At 71.6% G+C, this 21,565-nt stretch carries 25 protein-coding genes; 9 read left to right on the plus strand and 16 right to left on the minus strand.

All coding sequences use genetic code 11. The features are described from left to right. Window positions 1–94: 94 nt before the first annotated feature. Window positions 95–556 carry a hypothetical protein gene (locus MFF21_RS05125; RefSeq protein ID WP_238310115.1) on the plus strand — a complete coding sequence of 154 codons (462 nt, stop codon included), beginning with the start codon at window positions 95–97 and terminating at the stop codon, window positions 554–556. A gap of 63 nt (window positions 557–619) precedes the next feature. Here MFF21_RS05125 and MFF21_RS05130 read toward each other — a convergent pair whose 3' ends face one another. The 6 genes from MFF21_RS05130 to gap all read right to left on the minus strand — a co-directional run bounded on the left by MFF21_RS05130 (window position 620) and on the right by gap (window position 6,584). Then, entirely contained in the window at window positions 620–1,693 is a 1,074-nt protein-coding gene (locus MFF21_RS05130; protein ID WP_238310116.1) for a tetratricopeptide repeat protein, read from the minus strand. Window positions 1,694–1,815: 122 nt separating this feature from the next. Beyond that, window positions 1,816–2,478, minus strand: a complete 663-nt coding sequence (locus tag MFF21_RS05135) for a thiamine phosphate synthase (RefSeq protein ID WP_238310117.1) — start codon at window positions 2,476–2,478, stop codon at window positions 1,816–1,818. A gap of 40 nt (window positions 2,479–2,518) precedes the next feature. Beyond that, window positions 2,519–3,586 carry a class II fructose-bisphosphate aldolase gene (gene fba / locus MFF21_RS05140; RefSeq protein ID WP_238310118.1) on the minus strand — a complete coding sequence of 356 codons (1,068 nt, stop codon included), beginning with the start codon at window positions 3,584–3,586 and terminating at the stop codon, window positions 2,519–2,521. 120 nt (window positions 3,587–3,706) lie between these two features. Further along, window positions 3,707–4,909, minus strand: a complete 1,203-nt coding sequence (locus tag MFF21_RS05145; protein WP_238310119.1) for a phosphoglycerate kinase — start codon at window positions 4,907–4,909, stop codon at window positions 3,707–3,709. A 43-nt stretch (window positions 4,910–4,952) separates the two neighbouring features. Further along, a complete protein-coding gene (locus tag MFF21_RS05150) occupies window positions 4,953–5,459 on the minus strand; it encodes a hypothetical protein (protein WP_238310120.1) in 507 nt (168 codons plus the stop codon). Window positions 5,460–5,576: 117 nt separating this feature from the next. Then, a complete protein-coding gene (gene gap / locus MFF21_RS05155) occupies window positions 5,577–6,584 on the minus strand; it encodes a type I glyceraldehyde-3-phosphate dehydrogenase (RefSeq protein WP_238310121.1) in 1,008 nt (335 codons plus the stop codon). Window positions 6,585–7,217: 633 nt separating this feature from the next. Here gap and MFF21_RS05160 point away from each other — a divergent pair. Further along, window positions 7,218–7,496 (plus strand): DUF4164 domain-containing protein, encoded by a 279-nt coding sequence (locus MFF21_RS05160; RefSeq protein ID WP_238310122.1) that lies wholly within the window; start codon window positions 7,218–7,220, stop codon window positions 7,494–7,496. Between the two features lie 24 nt (window positions 7,497–7,520). Here the strand turns inward: MFF21_RS05160 and MFF21_RS05165 are convergent, their stop codons facing one another. Together MFF21_RS05165 and MFF21_RS05170 are read right to left on the minus strand one after the other, a co-directional pair. Then, window positions 7,521–8,648 (minus strand): 2'-deoxycytidine 5'-triphosphate deaminase, encoded by a 1,128-nt coding sequence (locus MFF21_RS05165; protein ID WP_238310123.1) that lies wholly within the window; start codon window positions 8,646–8,648, stop codon window positions 7,521–7,523. Between the two features lie 20 nt (window positions 8,649–8,668). Next, a complete protein-coding gene (locus MFF21_RS05170; RefSeq protein WP_238310124.1) occupies window positions 8,669–9,115 on the minus strand; it encodes a hypothetical protein in 447 nt (148 codons plus the stop codon). 112 nt (window positions 9,116–9,227) lie between these two features. On the opposite strand from MFF21_RS05170, the gene apaG reads away from it, so the two are divergent. The 4 genes from apaG (at window position 9,228) to MFF21_RS05190 (ending at window position 12,188) form a co-directional block, all read left to right on the plus strand. Continuing rightward, on the plus strand, window positions 9,228–9,620 hold the full coding sequence (apaG, locus tag MFF21_RS05175) for a Co2+/Mg2+ efflux facilitator ApaG/CorD (protein WP_238310125.1): 393 nt from the start codon (window positions 9,228–9,230) through the stop codon (window positions 9,618–9,620). Continuing rightward, a complete protein-coding gene (argE, locus tag MFF21_RS05180; RefSeq protein WP_238310126.1) occupies window positions 9,598–10,791 on the plus strand; it encodes an acetylornithine deacetylase in 1,194 nt (397 codons plus the stop codon). The genes apaG and argE overlap by 23 nt, the downstream gene beginning before the upstream one ends. A 94-nt stretch (window positions 10,792–10,885) precedes the next feature. Beyond that, window positions 10,886–11,110, plus strand: a complete 225-nt coding sequence (locus MFF21_RS05185) for a hypothetical protein (RefSeq protein ID WP_238310127.1) — start codon at window positions 10,886–10,888, stop codon at window positions 11,108–11,110. Window positions 11,111–11,378: 268 nt separating this feature from the next. Then, on the plus strand, window positions 11,379–12,188 hold the full coding sequence (locus tag MFF21_RS05190) for a helix-turn-helix transcriptional regulator (protein WP_238310128.1): 810 nt from the start codon (window positions 11,379–11,381) through the stop codon (window positions 12,186–12,188). On the opposite strand, the gene MFF21_RS05195 is transcribed toward MFF21_RS05190, so the two are convergent. Beyond that, a complete protein-coding gene (locus MFF21_RS05195) occupies window positions 12,122–12,496 on the minus strand; it encodes a helix-turn-helix domain-containing protein (protein ID WP_238310129.1) in 375 nt (124 codons plus the stop codon). The genes MFF21_RS05190 and MFF21_RS05195 overlap by 67 nt on opposite strands. A gap of 107 nt (window positions 12,497–12,603) precedes the next feature. Here MFF21_RS05195 and MFF21_RS05200 point away from each other — a divergent pair, with 107 nt between their 5' ends. Next, the gene (locus tag MFF21_RS05200) at window positions 12,604–13,350 is read left to right on the plus strand and encodes a glucose 1-dehydrogenase (protein WP_238310130.1); all 747 of its coding nucleotides are present in this window, start codon (window positions 12,604–12,606) and stop codon (window positions 13,348–13,350) included. A gap of 52 nt (window positions 13,351–13,402) precedes the next feature. Here the strand turns inward: MFF21_RS05200 and MFF21_RS05205 are convergent, their stop codons facing one another. After that, complete coding sequence (locus tag MFF21_RS05205; RefSeq protein WP_238310131.1) at window positions 13,403–14,308, minus strand: LysR family transcriptional regulator; 906 nt, start codon at window positions 14,306–14,308, stop codon at window positions 13,403–13,405. Window positions 14,309–14,426: 118 nt separating this feature from the next. Between MFF21_RS05205 and MFF21_RS05210 the strand changes: the two genes are divergently transcribed. Beyond that, on the plus strand, window positions 14,427–15,206 hold the full coding sequence (locus MFF21_RS05210; RefSeq protein WP_238310132.1) for an SDR family NAD(P)-dependent oxidoreductase: 780 nt from the start codon (window positions 14,427–14,429) through the stop codon (window positions 15,204–15,206). A 6-nt stretch (window positions 15,207–15,212) separates the two neighbouring features. Here MFF21_RS05210 and MFF21_RS05215 read toward each other — a convergent pair whose 3' ends face one another. Next, window positions 15,213–15,947 carry a sigma-70 family RNA polymerase sigma factor gene (locus MFF21_RS05215; protein ID WP_238310133.1) on the minus strand — a complete coding sequence of 245 codons (735 nt, stop codon included), beginning with the start codon at window positions 15,945–15,947 and terminating at the stop codon, window positions 15,213–15,215. 192 nt (window positions 15,948–16,139) lie between these two features. Further along, window positions 16,140–16,736 (minus strand): superoxide dismutase, encoded by a 597-nt coding sequence (locus MFF21_RS05220; RefSeq protein WP_238310134.1) that lies wholly within the window; start codon window positions 16,734–16,736, stop codon window positions 16,140–16,142. 275 nt (window positions 16,737–17,011) lie between these two features. On the opposite strand from MFF21_RS05220, the gene MFF21_RS05225 reads away from it, so the two are divergent. Then, entirely contained in the window at window positions 17,012–17,911 is a 900-nt protein-coding gene (locus MFF21_RS05225) for a hypothetical protein (RefSeq protein ID WP_238310135.1), read from the plus strand. Window positions 17,912–18,027: 116 nt separating this feature from the next. Here the strand turns inward: MFF21_RS05225 and MFF21_RS05230 are convergent, their stop codons facing one another. From MFF21_RS05230 to MFF21_RS05245, 4 genes are read right to left on the minus strand one after another with little or no spacing between them, the layout of a single operon-like run. Further along, window positions 18,028–18,660 carry a phosphoribosyltransferase family protein gene (locus MFF21_RS05230; RefSeq protein WP_238310136.1) on the minus strand — a complete coding sequence of 211 codons (633 nt, stop codon included), beginning with the start codon at window positions 18,658–18,660 and terminating at the stop codon, window positions 18,028–18,030. After that, window positions 18,657–19,331 (minus strand): energy-coupling factor transporter transmembrane component T family protein, encoded by a 675-nt coding sequence (locus MFF21_RS05235; protein WP_238310137.1) that lies wholly within the window; start codon window positions 19,329–19,331, stop codon window positions 18,657–18,659. Before MFF21_RS05235 ends, MFF21_RS05230 begins: the two co-directional genes overlap by 4 nt. Further along, complete coding sequence (locus MFF21_RS05240) at window positions 19,328–20,860, minus strand: ABC transporter ATP-binding protein (RefSeq protein WP_238310138.1); 1,533 nt, start codon at window positions 20,858–20,860, stop codon at window positions 19,328–19,330. Before MFF21_RS05240 ends, MFF21_RS05235 begins: the two co-directional genes overlap by 4 nt. A 45-nt stretch (window positions 20,861–20,905) precedes the next feature. Continuing rightward, the gene (locus MFF21_RS05245; protein ID WP_238310139.1) at window positions 20,906–21,478 is read right to left on the minus strand and encodes an aminotriazole resistance protein; all 573 of its coding nucleotides are present in this window, start codon (window positions 21,476–21,478) and stop codon (window positions 20,906–20,908) included. Between the last annotated feature and the right edge of the window lie 87 nt (window positions 21,479–21,565).

The following is a 21,565-nucleotide window of genomic DNA, read 5'->3' on the forward strand; positions in this document are numbered from 1 at the left end:
AAGCGGGCCGGCCGCAATTTCCGCCGAGGATCGCCCTGTTCCAGGCCCAATTCTCGCTGAATATTCGGGAGTGGCGTGGTTCGAGGCCCTCTCGATGAAAGCTCTGCTGTTTTCCGTCGTCGCGACCATGGTTCTCGGGGGCGTGGCGCAGGCCCGGCCTGCCGCGCGCGTCAACACGAATGCCGAGGCCGTCCTCGCGCCCCTGCGCGAGGCGGCGACCACCTGCTTCGCCGAGACCGTGATGTCTAATCCCAAGGCCACGCGATTGGCGCAGGAGGGCCGCTGGGTCGAGGCGGCCGGCGTGATCGGCTTCGTCTGCCGTCCGGAAGTGGCGAACATGATGCGCACCCACGACCGGCTCTACGGCCGGGGCACCGGGGAGCGCTATTTCGAGGGCCCCTATGCGCGCCATCTCGACAAGGCCCTGGCCGAGCGCCTGGAGCCGATGCTGACCCGCAAGTCCGTCGCCAGCGCCGAACCCCCGGCGGACAAGACCCTGGTCTCCGACCATCCCACCGAGGCCGAGGCCACCGCGGGCGGCGACGCCGTTCACTGAGTTTCCGTCTTTTCTCCCCGTCGGGGGAGGTGGCCGCGAAGCGGACGTGAGGGGGCGGCCGCCTTATTCCTGCAGCTTCGCCCGGTCCGCGGCCAGCCTCTCCGCGCGGCTGCGCTCGTCGGCGGAGAGGCCCGACAGGGTCTGGTCGAGCCAGGCGTCGGACAGGCCCTGGGCCGCGGCGGCGAGGTTCCAGGCGGCGGCCTCGACGAGGTTCTTCGGCACGCCCCGGCCGACCGCGTAAAGGCGGGCGACGCGGTTCTGGGCGATGGCGTTGCCGCGGGCGGCGGCATGCAGGAACAGGCGGGCGGCCCGGGTCTCGTCCTTGTTCGTGCCCGTCCCGTTGAAGAGCAGGATCGCGAACTCGACCTCGCCGGCGAGGTCGCCGTTATTGGCCGCGCGCTGGAACCAGGCCGCCGCCTGGGCCGGGTCCTTGGGCAGGCCCCGCCCTTGAAGGTAGAGCACGCCGAGATCGTGCTGGGCCGGGCCGAGCTCGGCCTCCGCGGCCTTGCGCAGATTGGCCGCCGCCGCCGTCAGATCCTCGGGCTTGCCGGTGCCGATCTGGATCAGGGCGAGATTGTAGGCCGCCGTCGCCTCGCCCTTGGCGGCCGCCTTCTCCAGCCAGACGCGCCCCGCCTTCGGGTCCTTCGGCTGGCCACGCCCGTCCATGGCCATCAGGCCGAGGGAGGCCATGGCGTGGGCATCCCCCTCGTTGGCGGCGAGGCGGTACCATTCCAGGGCGCGCTTCGGATCCTGCTTCACCCCGAGACCCTGGTTGTAGAGCTCGCCGAGCAGGGTCAGGGCGGCGGCGTCCTTCGGGTTTCGCTCGATCCGCGTCGTCGCCTCGCGGAAGGCGGTGTTGTAGCGCCCGCGCTGATAGGCGCCGTAGGCGAGGTCGACCTGATCGCTGAGGCGCGGATGCAGACCCTCGGCATTGGGCGTGTAGGGCGTCGGCAGCTCACGCTTGAGCCCGTCCGCCGAGAGCCGCGCCGGCCCCGCGGGCACGGGCTTGGCGGCCGATCCGGGCACCAACGAACCGGGGGGCCCTGCATCCTTCGCGGCGGGCGCGGGCTCCTTGGGCGCCGCCAGCGCCTGCGCCGCCGAAACGGCGAGCACGCCCGCGAGGGCCAATCGTATCATGCCGGTTCCGTTCGATCGGAGCGGGTGAAGCCAGCGCCCCCCTCTCCGCGCAGGCGGGGAGAGGGGAGACTCGGGCCGGCCGAAGCCACCAAGCGGAAACGGTCTCAGACGTGCCGGCCCCGTCATGCCGGGCCGGCCGCCTTCCGCAGGAGCGCCTGGGCGTCGCCGACCGCCGCCGCGTCGTCGAGCCAGATCCCGCTTTCCAGCCCGACGAACTCGGCGCCGGTGGCGGCGAGGTCGTCGATCTCGGAGGCCTGCGTGGCCACCGCGATGCAGGGCGTCTCGAAGATCTCGGCCCACCAGGCGGCCCGCTCGCGGACCAGCTCCGGGTCCGGCGCCGTGCCGTCCGGGTAGAGGCCGCCGAACATCAGGTAGTCGGCGCCGGTCTCGCCGGCCGCCATGGCCTCGTGCTTCGAGTTGAGGAAGCCGCCCGCCCCGAGGATGCGGCCATCGCGCAGGCGGCCGCGTAGGTCGCGCAGGCCGCTCTCCGCCGCCTTCTCCACATGCACGCCGTCCGCGCCCCCGCGGGCGGCGACGCTGACGAGATCCCCGGTGAAGCCCTGTGCCGCGACGAGCACCGCCGCCCCGTGCTCCTGCGCGGGCGGGGCGAGGCGCTTGACGAGGCTCGTCAGGCCGCGCTCGTCCCCCGGCGCGAGCCGGAGCAGCACCGCTGCGATATCGGCCGCGGCGCAGGCCCGTTCCAGGGCCTGGGCCAGTCGGTCCGTCTGCCCGGCCTCGACGCCATGGGGCGACAGCAGGGCGAGACGGGTGAAGGCTTCCGCCATCGACAGAGGATCTCCGCTGTTTTTCGTGTCGGGGACGGTCTCAGCCGTCGATGCGCGGGTCGAGGGAGCCGTTCGCGTAGCGCGCGGCCATCTGCGCGACCGAGATCGGGCGGATCTTCGCGCCGTTGCCGGCGGTGCCGAACTCCTCGAAGCGCTGCTTGCAGAGCTTGGTCATCGCCTCCATGGCGGGCTTCAGGTACTTGCGCGGGTCGAACTCGGCCGGGCTCTCGGTGAGGATCTTCCGGATCTGGCCGGTCATCGCCATGCGGTTGTCGGTGTCGATGTTGATCTTGCGCACGCCGTGCTTGATGCCGCGCTGGATCTCCTCGACCGGCACGCCCCAGGTCGGCTTCATGGCGCCGCCATACTGGTTGATGATGTCCTGCAGCTCCTGCGGCACGGAGGAGGAGCCGTGCATGACGAGGTGCGTGTTCGGCAGGCGGCGGTGGATCTCCTCGATCACGTTCATCGCGAGCACGGCGCCGTCGGGCTTCTTCGTGAACTTGTAGGCACCGTGGCTGGTGCCCATGGCGACGGCCAGCGCGTCGACCTTGGTCTCGCGCACGAACTTCACCGCCTCGTCCGGGTCGGTCAGGAGCTGGTCGTGGGAGAGCTCGCCCTCGGCGCCGTGGCCGTCCTCGGCCTCGCCGGTGCCGCTCTCCAGGGAGCCGAGCACGCCGAGCTCGCCCTCCACCGAGACGCCGGCCCAATGGGCCATCTTGGTGACGTTGCGGGTGATCTCGACATTGTAGGCGTAGTCGGCCGGGGTCTTGCCGTCGGCCTTGAGCGAGCCGTCCATCATCACGGAGGTGAAGCCGTACTGGATGGCGGTGGCGCAGGTGGCCTCGTTGTTCCCGTGGTCGAGGTGCATGCAGACCGGGATGTGCGGATAGATCTCGACGAGGCCGTCGATCAGCTTGGCCAGCACCACGTCGTTGGCATAGGCGCGGGCGCCGCGGCTCGCCTGGAGGATCACCGGCGAATCGGTGGCGTCGGCCGCGGCCATGATGGCCAGGCCCTGCTCCATGTTGTTCAGGTTGAAGGCGGGCACGCCGTAGCCGTGCTCGGCGGCGTGGTCGAGGAGCTGCCGAAGGGTGATGCGTGCCATGTCTCGATGCCTCGTGCGGTCGGGCCTGCGCAAAGGCCCATGATAGATCACCTGGAGGTCCCGCTCTTCCCCCTCCGAAGGAGGAGGGCGGCGGGGAATTCGGTCGTCGTCGGAAGGGCGTCAGCCCTTGGCCCGTAGGGCCTCCACGCCCGGCAGCGCCTTGCCCTCCAGCCATTCGAGGAAGGCGCCGCCCGCGGTCGAGACGTAGGAGAAATCCTCGCCGACGCCGGCATGGTTGAGGGCGGCCACGGTGTCGCCGCCGCCGGCCACGGTCACGAGCTGGCCGGCCTTGGTGCGCCGGGCGGCGTGCTGGGCCACGGCCACGGTGCCGGTGTCGAAGGGCGTCAGCTCGAAGGCGCCGAGGGGGCCGTTCCAGACCAGCGTCGCGGCGCGGTCGATGGCGCCGTCGACGGTGGCGATGGAGGCGGCGCCGACATCGAGGATCATCGCGTCCTCCGGCACCGCGTCGACGCGCACCGTCTCGTTCTCGGCATTCGCCTTGAACTCGCGGGCGACGAGGGCGTCCGCCGGCAGGATGATCTCGCAGCCCTCGGCCTCGGCCTTTGCCAGGATGCGGCGGGCGGTGTCGGCGAGGTCCTTCTCGCAGAGGGACTTGCCCACCGCCTTGCCCTGCGCGTGCAGGAAGGTGTTGGCCATGCCGCCGCCGATCACCAGCATGTCGACCTTGGCGACGAGGTTCTCGAGGAGGTCGATCTTGGTCGAGACCTTGGCGCCGCCGACGATGGCGATGAGCGGGCGCTTGGGATCCTCGAGGCCCTGGGTGAGGGCGTCGAGCTCCGCCTGCATCAGCCGGCCGGCATAGGCCGGCAGCCGGTGGGCGAGGCCCTCGGTGGAGGCGTGGGCCCGGTGGGCGGCGGAGAAGGCCTCGTTGACGTAGAGGTCGCCGTTGGCGGCGAGCGCCCTGGTGAAGTCCGCGTCGTTCTTCTCCTCGCCCGCATGGTAGCGGGTGTTCTCGAGGAGGAGCACGTCGCCGTCCTGCAGGGCCGCGACCGCCTGGGCCGCGGCCTCGCCGACGCAATCCTCGGCGAAGGCCACCGGGCGGCCGAGCTGCTCGGAGAGCGTCGGCAGGATCGGCTTCAGGCTCTCCTTGGGATCGGGCTTGCCCTTCGGACGGCCGAAATGCGCGAGCAGGACGACCTTGCCGCCCTTGTCCGCGATCTCCTTGATGGTCGGCACCACCCGCGCGATGCGGGTGGCGTCGGTGACCCGGCCCCCCTCCATCGGCACGTTGAGGTCGACGCGCAGGAGGACGCGCTTGCCCTTGAGGGCGCCGGCATCGTCGAGGGTGCGGAAGGCGCTCATCCTGTCGTTCTGGTCCGGTTGTTCGAGGGCGTGGGGAAGGGAGTTATTGGGGGTTGGCCGGGGCGGTGGTCTGCCCCGCGGGGGCGCCCGCGCGCGGCGGCAGCAGATGGTCGAGGTTGAGCCGCTGCACGGCCACCATCAGCACCACGGTGAGCACGGAGGTGATGATCGCGGTGAGCACCAGGGCGCCGGTGCCGGGCATGCGCCGCACCCGGTCGCTCATGCCGCGGAGCTCGCCGCGCAGGGAGGCGAGGTCCGACTGGCGCGCCGCCTCGTTCATGCGGGCGGCCGCCGCCTCGACCTTCTCCTCAACCCGGGAGAGCAGCGCCTCGGAGCGGGCGTATTTGTCCTCGATCCGGGCGGTCTTGTCCTCGATCCGGGCGAGCTGGTCGCCGTGGACGGAGGGCGGCGGGGGAAGCTCGGCCTTGCCCACGGCCGGGGTCCGGGGAGCCGGGGGCTGTGCCGGATTCGTGCTGGCGGGCGGGTGGGTCGGGGACGCGTCCGGGATGAAGGGGCCCCCGGCGGGCGCGTTCGGCGAGGTCTCGGTCATGTCGGCACACCACGCTTCCTGTCGGGAGGGGCGGCCCGTCCTGCGCGCCGCCCGTCCATGTCCAGAGGGCGCCGCGCGAGGCAGCGCGCGGGAGCCCGGCGGGCTCCCGCTTCCGGCTCAGATGAGCTTCGCCATGGCAACGGCGGTGTCGGCCATCCGGTTCGAGAAGCCCCACTCGTTGTCGTACCAAGACAGGATGCGCACGAAGGTGCCGTCCATGACCTTGGTCTGGTCGAGGTGGAAGGTGGAGGAGTGCGGGTCGTGGTTGAAGTCGATCGACACGTTCGGCTGGTCGGTCACGCCGAGCACGCCCTTGAGCGGCCCTGCGGCGGCGGCCTTGATCGCGTCGTTGACCTCTTGGACCGAGGTGGCGCGCTTGGCGGTGAAGACGAGGTCCACGGCCGAGACGTTCGGGGTCGGCACGCGGATCGAGGTGCCGTCGAGCTTGCCCTTCAGCTCCGGCAGCACCAGGCCGACGGCCTTGGCGGCGCCGGTGGAGGTCGGGATCATCGACAGGGCCGCGGCGCGGGCCCGGTAGAGGTCCTTGTGCATCTGGTCCAGCGAGGGCTGGTCGTTGGTGTAGGAGTGGATCGTGGTCATGAAGCCGCGCTCGATCCCGATCGCCTCGTTCAGCACCTTGGCGACGGGGGCGAGGCAGTTCGTGGTGCAGGAGGCGTTCGAGACGACGAGGTGCTCGGCCGAGAGCAGCTGGTGGTTCACGCCGTAGACCACGGTGAGGTCGGCGCCGTCGGCCGGGGCCGAGACGAGGACGCGCTTGGCGCCGGCGTCGAGATGGGCCTTGGCCTTCTCCTTGGCGGTGAAGATGCCGGTGCATTCCAGGGCGATGTCGACGCCGAGGTCGCGGTGGGGCAGCTCGGCCGGGTTGCGGATCGCGGTGACCTTGATGCGCTTGCCGTCGATGAGGATGCAGTCGCCGTCCACGGCGACCTGGCCCGGGTAGCGGCCGTGCACGGAATCGTAGCGCAGCAGGTGGGCGTTGGTCTCGACCGGGCCGAGATCGTTGATCGCCACGACCTCGATGTCGGTGCGGCCGGCCTCGTGGATGGCGCGCAGCACGTTGCGGCCGATGCGACCGAATCCGTTGATGGCAACCTTGACCGTCACGGCGTGACTCCTTCGTAGTGTGAGCGGGCGCGTCGCGCCGTTCGTCCTGATGTAGGGTTGCGGCCCGGGCGCCGCATCGGTGTCCGTCGGCTGCGGCGAAGCCGCATCGCCCCCGCTCCATGACCGGCGGGCTTGAACCGGAGATGAACCGCGGTCCCGTGCCCCGCGTCGGACGCCGCGCCACGCGCGGACCGGCGACCGGATCCTGCGTGCGAGGGGCTTCCTGGGGTCACGATCGTCATGCTCCGGCAGGCGTCCCGCCCGGCAAGCGGGGGCAGGCCGCGGCGGCATCGGGCGGGCGCCGGCTGTCTAGCATGGGGAGGGGGGCTGTCAAAGGCGAAGCGGGGCAGCGATCGCCGGTTGTAACTGTTGTGGAGAACGCAGGCGCCGGCACGCGATGCCCGGGCGACACACGGACTTCGCCGTTCCGCGAGGATGAACTCCGCCCCTCCACCCGTTCACATCGTATCTCCGAGCCCCCCTCGGAGTGTTCGAGACGTGCACCTTCCCCCACCCGGCCTCCGCCGCGGTGGGGGTTTTTCTTGCGGGCAGCGGCGCCCGCGCGGCGGCGATTTGCCGGACGGCGCTGGAATTTTCCCCGCCGCTGTCGGAAAACCCTTCCCCTACGGAGGGATGATGCCGGCACTCGAGGAAGCTCTGTCGAAGCTCGACGCGGCGCTGACGCGGCTCGAAGCCGCCGTGGCGCGGCGCGTGGAGGCCGAGGAGAACCGGGCCGACCACGAGACCGAGCTCGCCCTGATGGAGGAGGACCGCGCCCGCCTCGCCGCCGAGCTCGACGCCGCGAGCGCGCGCCTCGCCCGGGTCACGGCGACCACCGGCGACGTCGCCCGCCGCCTGGACCGGGCGATCGGCACGGTCGAAGGCGTGCTGGGCGGCGAGGAGCCGCGCTAGCGTGTCTCGCCCCGGGCGGCTTTCTCAGGAAAAGTGCTTCGAGAGCTTGAGGCCCTGGGCCTGGTAGTTCGAGCCGGCGCCGGCGCCGTAGAGGGTCTCCGGCAGGGCCGCCATCCGCTCGTAGACGAGGCGGCCGACGATCTGGCCGTCCTCGAGCAGGAAGGGCACGTCGCGGGAGCGCACCTCCAGCACCGCCCGGGCGCCGGTGCCCCCCGCCGCCTCGTGGCCGAAGCCGGGATCGAAGAAGCCCGCGTAATGCACGCGGAACTCGCCCACCAGCGGATCGAAGGGCACCATCTCGGCGGCGTGGTCCGGGGGCACCTGCACGGCTTCCTTGGAGGCCAGGATGTAGAACTGGCCGGGATCGAGGATCAGCGTGCCGCGCCCGTCGGCGGGCAGCGGCTCCCAGAAATCGGCGGTGGCGTGGTCGCGGGGGCGGTCCACGTCGATGAGGCCCGTGTGGCGCTTGCCGCGATAGCCGATCAGCCCGTCGAAGCCGGCGAGGTCCACCGAGACGGCGACGCCGCCCTGGAAGGAGGGCGCGGGCGCGCTCACCAGGGGCACGCGGGCATGGAGCGCGGAGAGCTCGGCATCGCTGAGCCGCGGGTCGCCCCGGCGGAAGCGGATCTGGGAGAGCCGGGAGCCGGTGCGCACCAGCACGGGGAAGGTGCGCGGCGAGATCTCGGCATAGAGCGGGCCGGCATAGCCCGGCTCGACCTGGTCGAAGGCCGCGGCCCGGTCGGCGATCACCCGGGTGAAGACGTCGATGCGGCCGGTGGAGCTCTTCGGGTTGGCGCTGGCGCTGAGGGCGGCGGGCAGCGCCAGGCTCTCCTGCAATTCGGCGATGTAGACGCAGCCCGTCTCCAGCACCGCGCCCTGGGTCAGGTCGATCGGATGGAGGGCCAGCGTCTCGACGCAGGCCGCGACGGTGCGGCTCCGGCCCGGCAGGAAGCTCGTGCGCACCCGGTAGGCCCGGGCGCCGAGGCGCAGGTCGAGACTCGCCGGCTGGATCTGGTCCGAGGCATAGGGGCTCGCCGGGCGGATCGCGCCCGCTTCGGTCAGGGCCGCGATGGCCTGGCCCGGCTGGATCCCGTCCCTGATCTCGGCTGCGCCCAAAGCCGGCCCCCGCATTTCCTCAAGCGATTCGGGCATCGGCGCCGCGGGGGCCGCCGTCAAGGGTCGGCTGCCTGTTCCCTGAGGGAAAGCACGATGCGGGCGAGGGACAAGTGCGCGAAGGCGCTCATGGCGAGCAGCCCCGCGGCGAGCCCGAGGAGCAGGGCCAGCCGCTCGGGCCAGGCGGCGAGGCAGACGAGCAGGGCGAGGGCGCAGACCCCCGGCAGCCGGCCGGCGGCGAGCACCAGGGAGGGCAGCCCGCGCAGGGCCACGCGGAGCCCGACCCGCCGGGTGGCGGCGGCCATGGCGAGGCGGCCGGCCACCTCCAGCGCCAGGGCCGCGGCGAGCGTCGCGGCGGGGGCGGCGACCTGCGGATGGACCAGGGCGCTCAGGCCCGCGACGAGCAGCAGCGCCCCGGCTCCGAGGCCGAAGCGCAGGCGCCTCGTGCCGGCCGTCTCCCCCGCCTTCCCGGCAGCGGGATCAGCCGAGATCGACCCTACGCTCACGCAAACCCTGTCGTATTTCGCCGCGATTGACGCCATCGGGGGCGGCACGTACCACGTCGCGTTGCGGATGTCGCTCGCGGCCCGCCACCGATCACGGAGACGCTTTCCCGCGATGTACAAGGCCGAGACGCGCGGCATCACGGTGACCGTGGAGCCTCGTTTCGTGGAGGAGGAATCCTCCCCGGGCGAGAGCCGCTACTTCTTCGCCTACACGGTCGAGATCGTGAACAACGGGCCGGAGCAGGTGCAGTTGCGCTCCCGGCACTGGCGGATCATCGACGGCCGCGGCGCCTGTCAGGAGGTGCGCGGCGCCGGCGTCGTCGGCAAGCAGCCGGTGCTCGAGCCGGGCGAGTCCTTCAGCTACACCAGCGGCTGCCCTCTCACCACGCCCGACGGCCTGATGGCGGGCAGCTACACCATGGCGACGCCGGCCGGCGAGAGCTTCGAGGCGGAGATCCCGGCCTTCTCGCTCGACTCGCCGCATGTCCGCCGCAGCGTCCATTAGCGGGATGCGCGCGGGCGACCGCTACGCGCCGCTCGACCTGCTCGCCCGGCTCGTCGCCTTCGACACCGAGAGTTCGAAGTCGAACATCGCCCTGATCGACTTCGTCGCCGCCTATCTCGACGGCTGGGGCGTCTCCTATCTCCGCGTGCCGAACGCGGCCGGCGACAAGCAGGCCCTGTTCGCCACCATCGGCCCGAACAGCGACGGCGGCGTCGTGCTCTCCGGCCATACCGATGTGGTGCCCGTCACCGGCCAGGCCTGGACGGGCGACCCCTTCACCCTCCGGGTCGAGGGCGGCAAGGCCTATGGCCGCGGCGCCGTCGACATGAAGGGCTTCGACGCCCTCGTCCTGGCTGCGGTGCCGGACATGCTCGCCGCCGATCTGGCGCGGCCGATCCACATCCTGCTCTCCTACGACGAGGAGACGACCTGCCTCGGCGTCGCCGACACCATCGCCCGCTTCGGGGCCGACCTGCCGCGCCCCGGCGCGGTGATCGTCGGGGAGCCGACCGACATGGCGGTGGCGGATGCGCACAAGAGCATCGTCACCTATCTCACCACCGTGCACGGGCACGAGGCGCATTCGGCCAAGCCCATGCTCGGGGCCAATGCGGTGATGGCCGCGGCCGAGCTCGTCTCTGAGCTCAACGCCATCGCCGACGACATGATCGCCCGGGGCGACGCCTCCGGCCGCTTCGATCCGCCCGCCACCACGGTGCATGTCGGCACGATCCAGGGCGGCACCGCCCGCAACATCCTGCCCAAGCTCTGCGCCTTCCATTGGGAGTTCCGCGGCCTGCCCGACCTCGACATGGCCGAGATCCCCGCGCGCTTCGCGAAAGCCTGCGCCCGCGTCACCGCCGAGCGGCTCAACCGCTACGGCGATTACGGGCGCATCGAGACGGTGGAGGAGGTGGCGGTGCCGGGCCTCGCGCCCGATCCCGGCTCGGAGGCCGAGCGTCTGGCCCTGCGGCTGGCGGAGAAGAACGCGACGATCAGCGTGCCCTACGCCACAGAAGCCGGCCGCTTCCAGCGGGCCGGCCTGCCGACCGTGGTCTGCGGCCCCGGCTCCATCGACCAGGCCCACCAGCCCGACGAGTTCATCACCCTGGAGGCCTTCGCCAAGGGCGAGGCCTTCCTGCGCCGGCTGATCCGGGACTGCGCGGGCTGAGCCCCGCGCGCCGTTCTCTACCTTAAATGAGGTATTCGCCGCCGCGTGCGGCGCCGCATCCTCCATGGACCCGACCCGCAACGGAGGCGTTCCCATGACCAGGTTGCGCTGCTTCGACATCGTCGTCTGTGTTGCCGCTTTGGCATCCACGAGCACGTCCGTGATGGCGACGCCGTCACGGCATCACAGCCGCCCGGCTTACGTGTCGCTCGAGGCGAACCGGGCGGCCCCCACCGCCGTCCCGGCCCCCGGGAGCGGCAATCCGAACGCGGATTCGGCCATGCGATGGCAGGATTCCCTCCATGGCGAGATGAACTGATCGGACCCGCCTCGGCCGCCGCAGATCCAGGCCGGCGGCCGAACCGGATCCGAAAAGATCTTTTGATACGATCCGAGTGTCAAAATCTGTGTTTCGATCGAGAATTTTGCTCGGAAGCGATTTGTGTAAGACACAATATTTCAGCAAATGTTAATTGTGTTCAAAATCAACATCACGAATAAATGATCGATTGTGATTTGCGGCCCCTGTTCATTGCTGGATTATAGCCGGCGAAGGATCCTCCGGGATCTTCGGGGCGAAGCCTGCGATGGCCGCTGCCGAAGGTTCGCCCCTCATCGGGGCCAGTCACGCGGCGACGCTCGGTCCCGCCGCCTGGACGGGGGTGCTGGCGACGCTCGGCACCGGTTTCGACGCCCGCGGCCCTTTCCTGAGGCCGCGGGAGCCGGTCCGGGTGCCGGCGGCTTTGTGCTCCTCCTCCCTCGACGCGATCGCCTTCGGGGCGATCTTCCTCGACGGTTCGGCCCGGGTCGTGCACGTCACGCGGGCGGCTGCCGATCTGATCAAGGGATGCCTGCGGATCGACCGGAGCGGCTGCCTGCACAGCCTCGGGCGGACGGAGCGGCCGCGCTTCGACCGTCTCCTGGGCGCCGCCACGGGGGGCATCGGCCCGCCCGGCGAGGCGGCCATGCTGCTCAAGGGCGACGGGACGCGCCGGCCGATTCATGTCGAGCTGATCCCGCAGAGAGGGCCGGACGCGGCCCCGGCGAGCCCCCTCCCTGCGGAGGGCGGCGCCATCCTGCTGCTCAGGGATATCTTCGCCCCCGCGATCCGGCCGATCGCGGGCCTGCTGCAGCAACTCGGCCTGCCCCCCTGCGAGGCCGGCACGGCGACGCTGATCGGGCGCGGCGCCTCCCCGCGGGAGGCCGCCCGCGCCCTCCTCGTGTCGGAGGCCACGATCCGGGTGCATCTGCGCGCCTGCTTCGCCAAGCTCGGCCTCGACCGGCAGAGCGAGCTCGCGGTCCTCGTGACGCGGCTGGATTGCGCCGGGGCTCAGGCCGAGGCCGCCGGCCCCTCCGACGGCACCGCGTCGGCGCCCTCGTCCCCCTGGGATGCGTAGGCGTTCATGATCGCCGACAGCAGGCCCGGAAAGCGGGCCTCCACCTCGGCGCAGCGCGAATGGTTGCGCATCTCCACGCCGTGGCGCTCGCAGCGGATCAGGCCGGCCTCGCGCAAAACCTTGACGTGGCTGGACAGGGAGGATTTCGGGATGACCCGGTCCCCCACCGCCGAGAGGGTCGAGCAGGCCTCCACGCAGCCCGCCCGCGCGATCCGGGCGAAGATCGCCGCGCGGCAGGGATCGGACAGCGCGTGGAGGATCGCGCCCGGCCGGACATCCTCGATCGCGGGGTGGAACAGGGGCCTCATGATTGATCCATATGGGGGCTTGAACCGCGTCCCGTTAGTTCCGAAATTCCGAACTATGGGACTAGCGGCACCATTCCGGAGCCTTCCCATGTCGAAGGTTAGCACAGATGTCGAAGCTTGACGGCAAGGTCGCCGTGGTGACCGGCGCATCCAAGGGGATCGGCGCGGCGATCGCCAAGGCATTGGCGAAGGACGGCGCGGCGGTCGTGGTCAATTACGCGTCGAGCCGGGCGGGCGCGGACGCGGTCGTCGAGGCCATCACGGCGGAGGGCGGCAAGGCGGTCGCGGTGCAGGGCGACGTCTCCAAGGCTGCGGAGGCGGAGGCGCTGATCGAGGCGGCGGTGACGCGGTTCGGCCGGCTCGACGTGCTGGTCAACAATTCCGGCGTCTACGAATTCGCGCCGATCGAGGCGATCACCGAGGAGCATTACCGGCGCCACTTCGACATCAACGTGCTGGGCGTGCTGCTGACCACGAAGGCCGCCACCAAGCATCTCGGCGAGGGAAGCAGCATCATCAACATCTCGTCGGTCGTCACCAGCATCCAGCCGGCGACGATGGCGGTCTATACCGGGACCAAGGGCGCGGTGGACGCCATCTCGGGCGTCCTCGCCAACGAGTTGGCCCCGCGCCGGATCCGGGTCAACGTGGTCAGCCCGGGCTTCGTGGTGACCGAGGGCACCCACACGGCCGGCATCGCGGGCTCGGAGATGGAGGCCGCCCTGGTCGCGCAGATCCCCCTCGGCCGCGCGGGCCGACCGGACGACATCGCCGGCGTGGTGGCCTTCCTTGCCTCCGACGACGCCCGCTGGGTGACCGGCGAGGTGATCAACGTCGGCGGCGGCACGCGCTGACGGCGACGGGCGCGGGGGGCGGCTTCGGCACGAGCCGGCGCCCCGCGCGCCTTCACCGCGGCGCGGGCAGGTTGGCGGCCAGGAAATCCACGAAGGCCCGCACCCGGCGGGGGACGCGGGCGCCGCCGACATGGAGCGCCTGGATCGGCTCGGTCTCGCCGCTGTCATGGGCGTCGAGCAGAGTGACGAGGCGGCCCGCTTCGAGATCGTCGCGCACCAGGAAGGCGCCGAGCCGGGCGATGCCGAGCCCGGCCACGCAGAGGGCGCGCAGGGTCTCGCCATTGTTCGCCTCCACATTGCCGGAGACCGCGACCACCCGGCGGGCCCCCTCCACCCGGAACGGCCAGCCGCGGGCGGCGCGGGCGAAGTTGAGTTCCAGGCAATTGTGCCCGGCCAGATCCTCGGGTGCCTGCGGCGTGCCGTGCCGGGCGAGATAGGCGGGGGCGGCGACCACGAGGCGGCGATTGTCGAGGAGCTTGCGGGCCATCAGCCCGCTATCGGGCAGATGCCCGACCCGGATCGCCACGTCGGTGCGCGCGTCGACGAGGTCGCTCACCCGGTCGGAGAGGGTGAGGTCGATCCGGATGCCGGGATGGGCCGCCAGGAAGGCCGGCAGCAGCGGCACGATGCAACGCTGCCCGAACGGCAGGGTGGCATCGACCCGCACGCGGCCCCGCAGGGCGCCGCCCTCCGTCGCCTCGCGCTCCGCCTCGTCGAGATCGGCCAGGATGCGCGTGGCGGCCCAGTGATAGGCCTCGCCCTCCGGCGTTAGGGAGAGCCGCCTTGTCGTGCGCACCACCAGCCGCACCCCGAGCCGCGCCTCCAGCCGGTCGAGGATGCGGCTGACCCCGGAGGGCGAGAGCTTGAGGACCCGCGCCGCCCCCGAGAGGGAGCCGCAAGTCACGATGCGGGCCAGCACCTCCATCTCCCAGGCACGGTCCGCCTGCTCCCGGCTCATCTGTGCGCTCCGCTCAAAGATGCTTGGACGGCCCGAGCGCTACCCGGCCGCGGGCCCCGCGTCCATCTCCGGTCCATCGCGGCGCGCCCAGGCCGCTGCCCCTAAGCGGAGTGCAGAGATGGACCTTCAGCTCACAGGCAAGATTGCCCTCGTCACCGGCTCCACCGCCGGCATCGGCCTCGCGATCGCCCGGAGGCTCGCGGAGGAAGGGGTGGCGGTCGCGATCACCGGGCGCACACCGGACAAGCTCGCGGCGGCGGCCGACAAGATCGGCGGGAAAGTCCGGACCATCGCGGCCGATCCCGCCACGGCGGAGGGCGCGGAGACCCTGGTCGCGGCCTTGCCGGCGGTCGACATCCTCGTGAACAATCTCGGAATCTACGAGAGCAAGGCCTTCGAAGAGATCAGCGACGCCGATTGGCGGCGCTTCTTCGAGGTCAACGTGCTCTCCGGCGCGCGGCTCGCCCGGGCCTATTTCCCCGGCATGCTCGCCCGCGGCTGGGGCCGGATCGTCTTCGTGGCGAGCGAATCCGCCCTGCTCGTCCCCCCGGACATGATCCATTACGGCATGACCAAGACGGCCCAGCTCGCCATCGCCCGCGGCCTCGCGGCCCGGACCCGGGGCAGCCGGGTCACCGTGAATTCCGTGCTGCCCGGGACCACCCGCTCCGAGGGAATCGAGGACTTCCTGCGCAGCGTCGCCTCGGATCCGGAGGCGCCCCCGGCGGCGATCGAGCAGGAATTCTTCGCCAAGGAGCGCCCGACCTCCCTGATCCAGCGCATGATCGAGCCGGAGGAGGTGGCGAGCCTCGTCGCCTACCTCGCCAGCCCCCTGGCCGCGGCCACCAACGGCGCGGCCCTGCGCGTCGATGGCGGCATCACCCCGACGATCGTGTGAGCGCCCTCAGACCGAGGCCCGGCTCAGGCGCCCATCGGCGAAGCCGAGGGCGTCGGCCAGGGTGTTGCGGGCGCGGCTGACCCGGCTCTTCACCGTGCCGACCTGGCAGCCGATCAGGTCGGCGGCATCCTCGTAGGTCATGCCGTGGGCGCCCACCAGCAGCAGCGCCTCCCGCTGGGAGGCGGGCAGCTTGGCGAGGTTGGTCCAGACGTTCTGCAATTCGACCCGGTCGACCTGATCGGGCAGCGCGATCAGCCCCGAGGCGGCGATGCCGTCCGCATCCTCCACCTCGCGGCGGTGCTTGCGGATCTCGCTGTAGAAGTGGTTGCGCAGGATCGTGAACAGCCAGGCCAGGAAGTTCGTGCCCGGCTGGAATTTCTCCCGGTTCGCCCAGGCCTTCAGCATGGTCTCCTGCACGAGGTCGTCGGCCTTGGCGGCGCTCACGGCCAGGGACAGGGCGAAGCCGCGCAGGGCGGGAAGCGCGGCGATCAGCTCCTTGCCGAAGCCGGAGCGGGCATCGGCGTCGAGGGCGTCGAGCGCCGCGCTGAGGCGGGCGACGAGCTCGGTGAGGCGCTGGCTCTCGGTGTCGGAGACGGCGGTGTAGAGGTCGCGCAGCTGAGCCCCGAGGTGATCGCGGGCCGCCTGGGGCAGCCGTCCGCGACGCGGGGCGCCCGGCCCGCTTGCGGGCGATGCGGTCTCTGCTATCTCACCCCGAGGTTGTGTCCGTTTGCGGCCGTCCATCGCTCGTGCTGTCCTCCCGCGAATCAGGTATTCCGCGTGCCGGGATTATCCGGAAACTTGGTGCGGGATTATCTGGCAGTCAGCAGGTGAACGGAGTCTGACTGGAATTATTTCAGTTCAACAAAAAGGCCGCCCTCCGGGAGGAGAGCGGCCCTGGCCCGGGCGGTCACGCCCGGCGGTTGCAGGCGAGGATCAGGCGGCCTCGCCGTAGAGCTTCTCGACGTATTCCCAGTTCACCAGGTTCTCGAGGAAGGCCTTGAGGTAGTCGGGCCGGCGGTTGCGGTAGTCGATGTAGTAGGAGTGCTCCCAGACGTCGACGCCGAGGATCGGCTTGGCGCCGTGCACCAGCGGGTTCTCGCCGTTCGGGGTCTTCTGGATGAGGAGCTTGCCGTCCTTGACCGCGAGCCAGGCCCAGCCCGAGCCGAACTGGCCGATGCCGGCCTGGATGAAGTCCGCCTTGAACTTCTCGAAGCCGCCGAGATCCTCGTCGATCTTCTTGGCGAGGGCGGCCGGCGGGGTGCCGCCGCCATTGGGCTTCATCCAGTTCCAGAAATGGAGGTGGTTGAAGTGCTGGCCGGCATTGTTGAACAGGGCCTGGTTGGTCCCGTAGGAGGCCTTCACGATCTCCTCGACGCTCTTGCCTTGGAGATCGGTGCCCTCGAGCAGCTTGTTGCCCGTGTCGACATAGGCCTTGTGGTGCTTGTCGTGGTGAAACTCGAGGGTTTCCTTGGACATGTACGGCCCCAGCGCATCGTAGGCGTAGGGCAGCTCGGGGAGGGTGAAGGTCATGCGTCTCTCCGGGTCGTTCGGGCCCCGCGGCAGGGTCGTCCTGCACCGCTTCCCTCCGGCGGTCCCGCCGGATTCGCGTGCATGCCGCCGGGGCGGCCCGCGGTTACGTAAGTCGCTGGGTGCGCCGCGGCAACGCCGCACCTTCGCCCGAAATGGCCGTCAGGGCGCGCCGTCCACCGCTGATGAGGCGGAAAACATCGTCGTGCGGTTTTGAAAAACCGCACCAACGCCTTATCGTGCCGCTCCGAAGTGACGGCCGTTTGCCCGAGAGTACCATGATCATCGCGCTGTTCGCGCTCAGCCTCGTCATGATCATCGGCGGTGCCGCCGCCGTGATCCAGGGTTTCCCCTATGTGAGGCTGGAGAGCGGGCTCGCCATGGTGGTGGGGGGGTCCACCGCGGCCTCCGCCGGGGTGATCCTGCTCGGCCTCGCGGTGCTGGCCCTGCGCCTGGGGCGGATCGAGCGCCTGCTCGCCGGCGGCGCGGCGCCCCGCGCGTCCGCCCCCGCCCTGCCTCCGCTGCCGCATCCCTCCGAGAGCGTGACGCTGACGCCGCCGAGCCTTCCGGCCGAGCGCCCGGCCCTGGCCGGCGCGGCAGGGCTCGCCGGCCTCACCGTGGGTGCGGCCGGCCTGGGCGTGGGTCTTGGCGCGGGCCTGCGCGGGCCGGAGCCGGTCTTCGACGATCCGCCCCTGCCCGGCAACGACCCGGCCCCCGAGAACGCTGCCGCGCGGGCGGAGGAGCCGCTGCTGCCCGACCTGCTGCCGCCCGAGGCGGAGGCCGCGGCCCCGGAGCCCCTGCACGCGGCCTCGGACGAGGCGGCGGAGCCCGAATTCCTGCCGGAGGGCGAAGAGCGGCCGGAGGACGAGGACCTGTTCGCCGCCGAGCTGCGCCCGGCCCTCGACGCGCCCCCGCCGGCCTCCGAGCCCGAGCCGGCCATGGCCGAGGACGCTCCGGCGGCGCCCGAGACGCCGGAAGCGCCCGAAGCCGCCGCGCCGCGGGTGGAGGAGCGCCAGGTCGTCGGCACCTATTCCTCCGGCGGCAACACCTACGTGATGTTCTCCGACGGCAAGATCGAGGCCGAGACCCCGCGCGGCCGCTTCACCTTCGATTCCCTCGAAGAGCTGAAGACCTTCGTCGATTCCGGCGGCGAGGCGAACGCCCGCGGCGCCGCGTGAGGCGGGGACCGCGTCCCTTTCCTTAAGCGCCTGACCGATCTCCGCGACGGTCTTTCCTGCCCTCTCTCCGACAGTCCGCGGAGGGGCGGGACGCGGCCGAAGGAGTCCCCTTCCCCTCAGAGCGTCGCCGGGATCGGCGCCCAGCCGCCCGCGCCGTCCGGGGCGAATTGCGGGATATGGGCGAGGCTGTGCACCAGGGCGGCGTCGGGGCCGAGCACCGGCTCCCAGTCATGGGCCTCGGTCAGCACCACGCCGATGCCGACGACCTCCGCCCCCGCCTGGCGGGCGAGCGCCACGGAGCCCTTGAGGCTGCCGCCGCTGGCGATCACGTCGTCCACCACCACCGTGCGCTTGCCCGCGAGCAGGGGCACCGCCCGCGGGTCGAGGAGCAGGCGCTGCTCGCCATGGGAGGTGATCGAGCGGATCGGCTGGGTCAGGGCGTTGGCGAGATGGAGCTTGGGCGATTTCTGCAGCACGACGTAGTCGTTCAGGCCGAGCGCCCGGCTCACCTCGATGGCGACGGGGATGCCGAGGGTCGCCGCCCCCACCACCACCTCCGGTTCGAGGGGCGCCAGCTTCTCGGCGAGCTTCTGCCCGATATGGGCGCCGAAGCGCACGCCGAGATCGATGATCATCATCAGCGAGATCGCGAAATCCGGCTTGATCGCCACGATCGGCAGGTCGAGCGGATAGCCGGCGACGTCGACGGGCCAGGCATGGCCGGTGAAGGGGGGCTCGGCGGAGGTCATGGCTGGGCGGGTTTCCGGGGCAGGCGGTCTTCGACGAGGAGCCCGACGCCGCGCCAGCTCGTGCGCTTCGCCCGGGTATCGTAGCCGGAGACGGTGAGGGAGACGGAGATGGCGTGCGCCATGCGCACCGCCTGCACCAGCAGCGGCACGCCGCGGGCCAGGGCGAAGCGCAGGCGCAGGTGGAAGGGCGCGGCGTCGATGTCGAGGCCGCGGGCGCGCTGCGCATCGGCGATCTGCTCGAATTCCCGGCGCAGCATCGGCACGATGCCGAACATCAGCGAGAGCACCAGCGTCGCCGTCGGCGGCAGCCGGGCGGCGCTCGCCGCGGCCATGATCGCGCCGGGGGTGCTGGTCTCGACCACGAAGAAGAAGGCGCCCGTCGTGGCCACCAGCCGCGCCGCCATGCGCAGCGCCGTGAGCGCCGCCTCGGGCAACGGCATCCCCTGCAGCGACAGGTTCAGGAGCCAGGAGGCCACTACCAGCACGACGAGGATCGCCGCGCCCTTCAGGTAGCCGCGCAGCCCCGGCAGCCGCAGCAGGCTCAGGACGAGGACGACGAGGGCGGCGATGGCCGCGGTCATCCAGGCCTGCGGCGCGAGCCAGGCCGCGAGCATCACCGCGAAGGCCCCGGCGAGCTTCACGAAGAAGTTCAGGCGCAAAAGCGTGCTCATGCGGCGCGCTCCAGATCCGCATAGGGCCGCGGCCAGCCGAGGCGGGCGAAGGCCGGCGCCGCCCAGGCCTCTCCGGTCGGGCCGTCGAAGCCGATCCGGCCCTCCTCCAGGATCATGACCCGGTCGGCCACGTCGTCGACGAGTTCGAGGTCGTGCGAGATCAGGATCGCCGCCCGCCCCTGCGCCCGGCCCGCGGCCAGGAAGCGCTCCAGCATGGCCCGGCCGAGGGCGTCGCGGGCGAGCAGGGGCTCGTCGAGGATGGCGACGGGGCTCTCCGCCGCCTCCAGGCAGGCGAGGCCGAGCAGCGCCTGCTCCCTGGCCGAGAGCGCGAAGGGATTGGCCTCCGTCTTCCCGGCGAGGCCGTAGGTGTCGAGGGCGGCGCGCGCCCGCGCCGCCACCGCGGGCTCCTTGAGGCGGCGCGTCTCCGCGCAGACCGCGAAGGCCGCCTCGTCGATCACGCTGAGGTTGAACAGCACCCGGCGCATGTTCTGCGGCATGTAGCCGATGCGCCGGGCCCGCCTGGCCGGCGTCCAGTCGCGGGCCTCCTCCCCGGCGATCAGGATCCGCCCCGCCGCGGCCCGGGCGAGGCCGAGCACGGTCTGGAACAGGGTGGTCTTGCCGGCACCGTTGCGGCCGACGAGGCCCAGCACCTCGCCGCGGCGAAGGCCGAAGCTGACCGCGTCGAGCACCGGCGCCCCGGTGCCGCGGCGCAGGACCGAGCGCAGGTCGAAGACGTCGAGCAGGCTCTCCCCCGGCGCGCCCTGCGCCCGGCAGGGCCGCCGGCGGGAAGGGGGCAGGATGCCGGCCTCGTCCCAGGACCCCGGGCGGGCCATCGCCTCCGCCCGGGGCAGGGCGGCGCCGAGGCGGCCCTCCGTCAGGAAGGCGATGCGGTCCATGGCCGGGGCCAGGGCGGCGGCGTCCTGGTCGGCGGCGAGGAGCGCCGGGGCCTCGGGCGCGGCCCGCAGGGCGGTCAGGATGCCGAGAAGCCGGGCGCGGGCGGCCGGGTCGAGGCCGGTGGTCGGCTCGTCGAGGGCGAGGAGCCGCGGCCGCCCAGCCAGCGCCGCCGCCAGCGCCACCATGCGCCGCTCGCCCCCGGACAGGTCGAGCACCATCCGGCCCGAGAGCGGCCAGAGGGCGAAGAGATCCATCAGTTCGGCGACGCGGCGGCGCAGGGCCGCCCGCTCCATCCGCCGGTTCTCGAGGGGAAAGGCGATCAGGTCCTCGACGCTCAGGTTCCAGAGCTGGTCGTCGAGATTCTGGAAGACCGGGCTCACGGCGCGGAACAGGTCGGCGGCCCCCAGGCCGGAGAGCGGCGCGCCGTGCAGGCGCACCTCCCCCTGCCACAACCGGGGCTTCACCAGCCGCGGGATCACCCCGGCCGCGGCGGCGAGCAGCACGGATTTTCCCGAGGCGCCCGCCCCGCAGACGAGGGCGGCCTCCCCCTCCCCGAGGGCGAGGCCGATCCGATCGAGCGCCGGCCGGCTCGCCCCGAAGCCGACCGTCAGGTCCTGGATGTCGAGCAACGCCACGTACCTTGAATATCCGAACCCTGGCCGTCCTCCGGTCCGCCGCGGTCAGAACCGGGTGAAGCCGCCGGGATGGGCGCTCTCCAGCACCTTCGTGGCGGGCAGAACCAGGAGCGGCGTGCCCACCAGCATCGGCACCACGTCGGACAGGCCGAGATAGGTGACCGCCCACCAGAACGGGAAGATGCCGAGATAGGCGAGGCTCGCCGAGACGGCGACGACCATGACGAGGCCCACGGCGAGGCAGGTGGCGGCGAGCTTGGCGAGCCAGACCTTGTCCGTCGTCTGCTTGCCGGGATCGAACAGGAAGCCGGGCACGAAGCCCGTCAGGCCCACCATGATGCCGTCGACGATCAGCGAATGGGCGGGGATGAAGGTGCCGGCCAGCAGCGACCAGACGATGGTGCCGAGATAGCCGGCGATGAAGCCGCTGCGCGCGCCCAGCAGCACGCCGATCAGCGGCGGCAGGAAGGCGAAGATGCGCCACTGGATGACGCCCGGCACCAGCTGGATCGGGTTGGCATAGGCCCAGAGCACGCCGGTGGCGGCGGCGCCGGCCAGCGACAGGATGAGGGGAAACAGGACATTGCCCTCGGGAGGGCTGGCGGCCGACGATTGCATGGCGATCACTCCGGATGATGGTCATCCATCCGCAGGAAAGATCCGCAAGCCATGTGCCAGCTTGACCGTCGCGGCGGATCATGGACC

The organism is Methylobacterium organophilum, assembly GCF_022179465.1.
GTDB lineage: Bacteria > Pseudomonadota > Alphaproteobacteria > Rhizobiales > Beijerinckiaceae > Methylobacterium > Methylobacterium organophilum.

Bases quoted from the DNA above. Each gene is read 5' to 3' on its own strand.
- MFF21_RS05125 (WP_238310115.1), top strand. From the start codon at position 95: ATGAAAGCTCTGCTGTTTTCCGTCGTCGCGACCATGGTTCTCGGGGGC.
- MFF21_RS05130 (WP_238310116.1), bottom strand. From the start codon at position 1,693: ATGATACGATTGGCCCTCGCGGGCGTGCTCGCCGTTTCGGCGGCGCAG.
- MFF21_RS05135 (WP_238310117.1), bottom strand. From the start codon at position 2,478: ATGGCGGAAGCCTTCACCCGTCTCGCCCTGCTGTCGCCCCATGGCGTC.
- fba (WP_238310118.1), bottom strand. From the start codon at position 3,586: ATGGCACGCATCACCCTTCGGCAGCTCCTCGACCACGCCGCCGAGCAC.
- MFF21_RS05145 (WP_238310119.1), bottom strand. From the start codon at position 4,909: ATGAGCGCCTTCCGCACCCTCGACGATGCCGGCGCCCTCAAGGGCAAG.
- MFF21_RS05150 (WP_238310120.1), bottom strand. From the start codon at position 5,459: ATGACCGAGACCTCGCCGAACGCGCCCGCCGGGGGCCCCTTCATCCCG.
- MFF21_RS05160 (WP_238310122.1), top strand. From the start codon at position 7,218: ATGATGCCGGCACTCGAGGAAGCTCTGTCGAAGCTCGACGCGGCGCTG.
- MFF21_RS05165 (WP_238310123.1), bottom strand. From the start codon at position 8,648: ATGCCCGAATCGCTTGAGGAAATGCGGGGGCCGGCTTTGGGCGCAGCC.
- apaG (WP_238310125.1), top strand. From the start codon at position 9,228: ATGTACAAGGCCGAGACGCGCGGCATCACGGTGACCGTGGAGCCTCGT.
- argE (WP_238310126.1), top strand. From the start codon at position 9,598: ATGTCCGCCGCAGCGTCCATTAGCGGGATGCGCGCGGGCGACCGCTAC.
- MFF21_RS05185 (WP_238310127.1), top strand. From the start codon at position 10,886: ATGACCAGGTTGCGCTGCTTCGACATCGTCGTCTGTGTTGCCGCTTTG.
- MFF21_RS05190 (WP_238310128.1), top strand. From the start codon at position 11,379: ATGGCCGCTGCCGAAGGTTCGCCCCTCATCGGGGCCAGTCACGCGGCG.
- MFF21_RS05195 (WP_238310129.1), bottom strand. From the start codon at position 12,496: ATGAGGCCCCTGTTCCACCCCGCGATCGAGGATGTCCGGCCGGGCGCG.
- MFF21_RS05200 (WP_238310130.1), top strand. From the start codon at position 12,604: ATGTCGAAGCTTGACGGCAAGGTCGCCGTGGTGACCGGCGCATCCAAG.
- MFF21_RS05205 (WP_238310131.1), bottom strand. From the start codon at position 14,308: ATGAGCCGGGAGCAGGCGGACCGTGCCTGGGAGATGGAGGTGCTGGCC.
- MFF21_RS05210 (WP_238310132.1), top strand. From the start codon at position 14,427: ATGGACCTTCAGCTCACAGGCAAGATTGCCCTCGTCACCGGCTCCACC.
- MFF21_RS05215 (WP_238310133.1), bottom strand. From the start codon at position 15,947: ATGGACGGCCGCAAACGGACACAACCTCGGGGTGAGATAGCAGAGACC.
- MFF21_RS05220 (WP_238310134.1), bottom strand. From the start codon at position 16,736: ATGACCTTCACCCTCCCCGAGCTGCCCTACGCCTACGATGCGCTGGGG.
- MFF21_RS05225 (WP_238310135.1), top strand. From the start codon at position 17,012: ATGATCATCGCGCTGTTCGCGCTCAGCCTCGTCATGATCATCGGCGGT.
- MFF21_RS05230 (WP_238310136.1), bottom strand. From the start codon at position 18,660: ATGACCTCCGCCGAGCCCCCCTTCACCGGCCATGCCTGGCCCGTCGAC.
- MFF21_RS05235 (WP_238310137.1), bottom strand. From the start codon at position 19,331: ATGAGCACGCTTTTGCGCCTGAACTTCTTCGTGAAGCTCGCCGGGGCC.
- MFF21_RS05245 (WP_238310139.1), bottom strand. From the start codon at position 21,478: ATGCAATCGTCGGCCGCCAGCCCTCCCGAGGGCAATGTCCTGTTTCCC.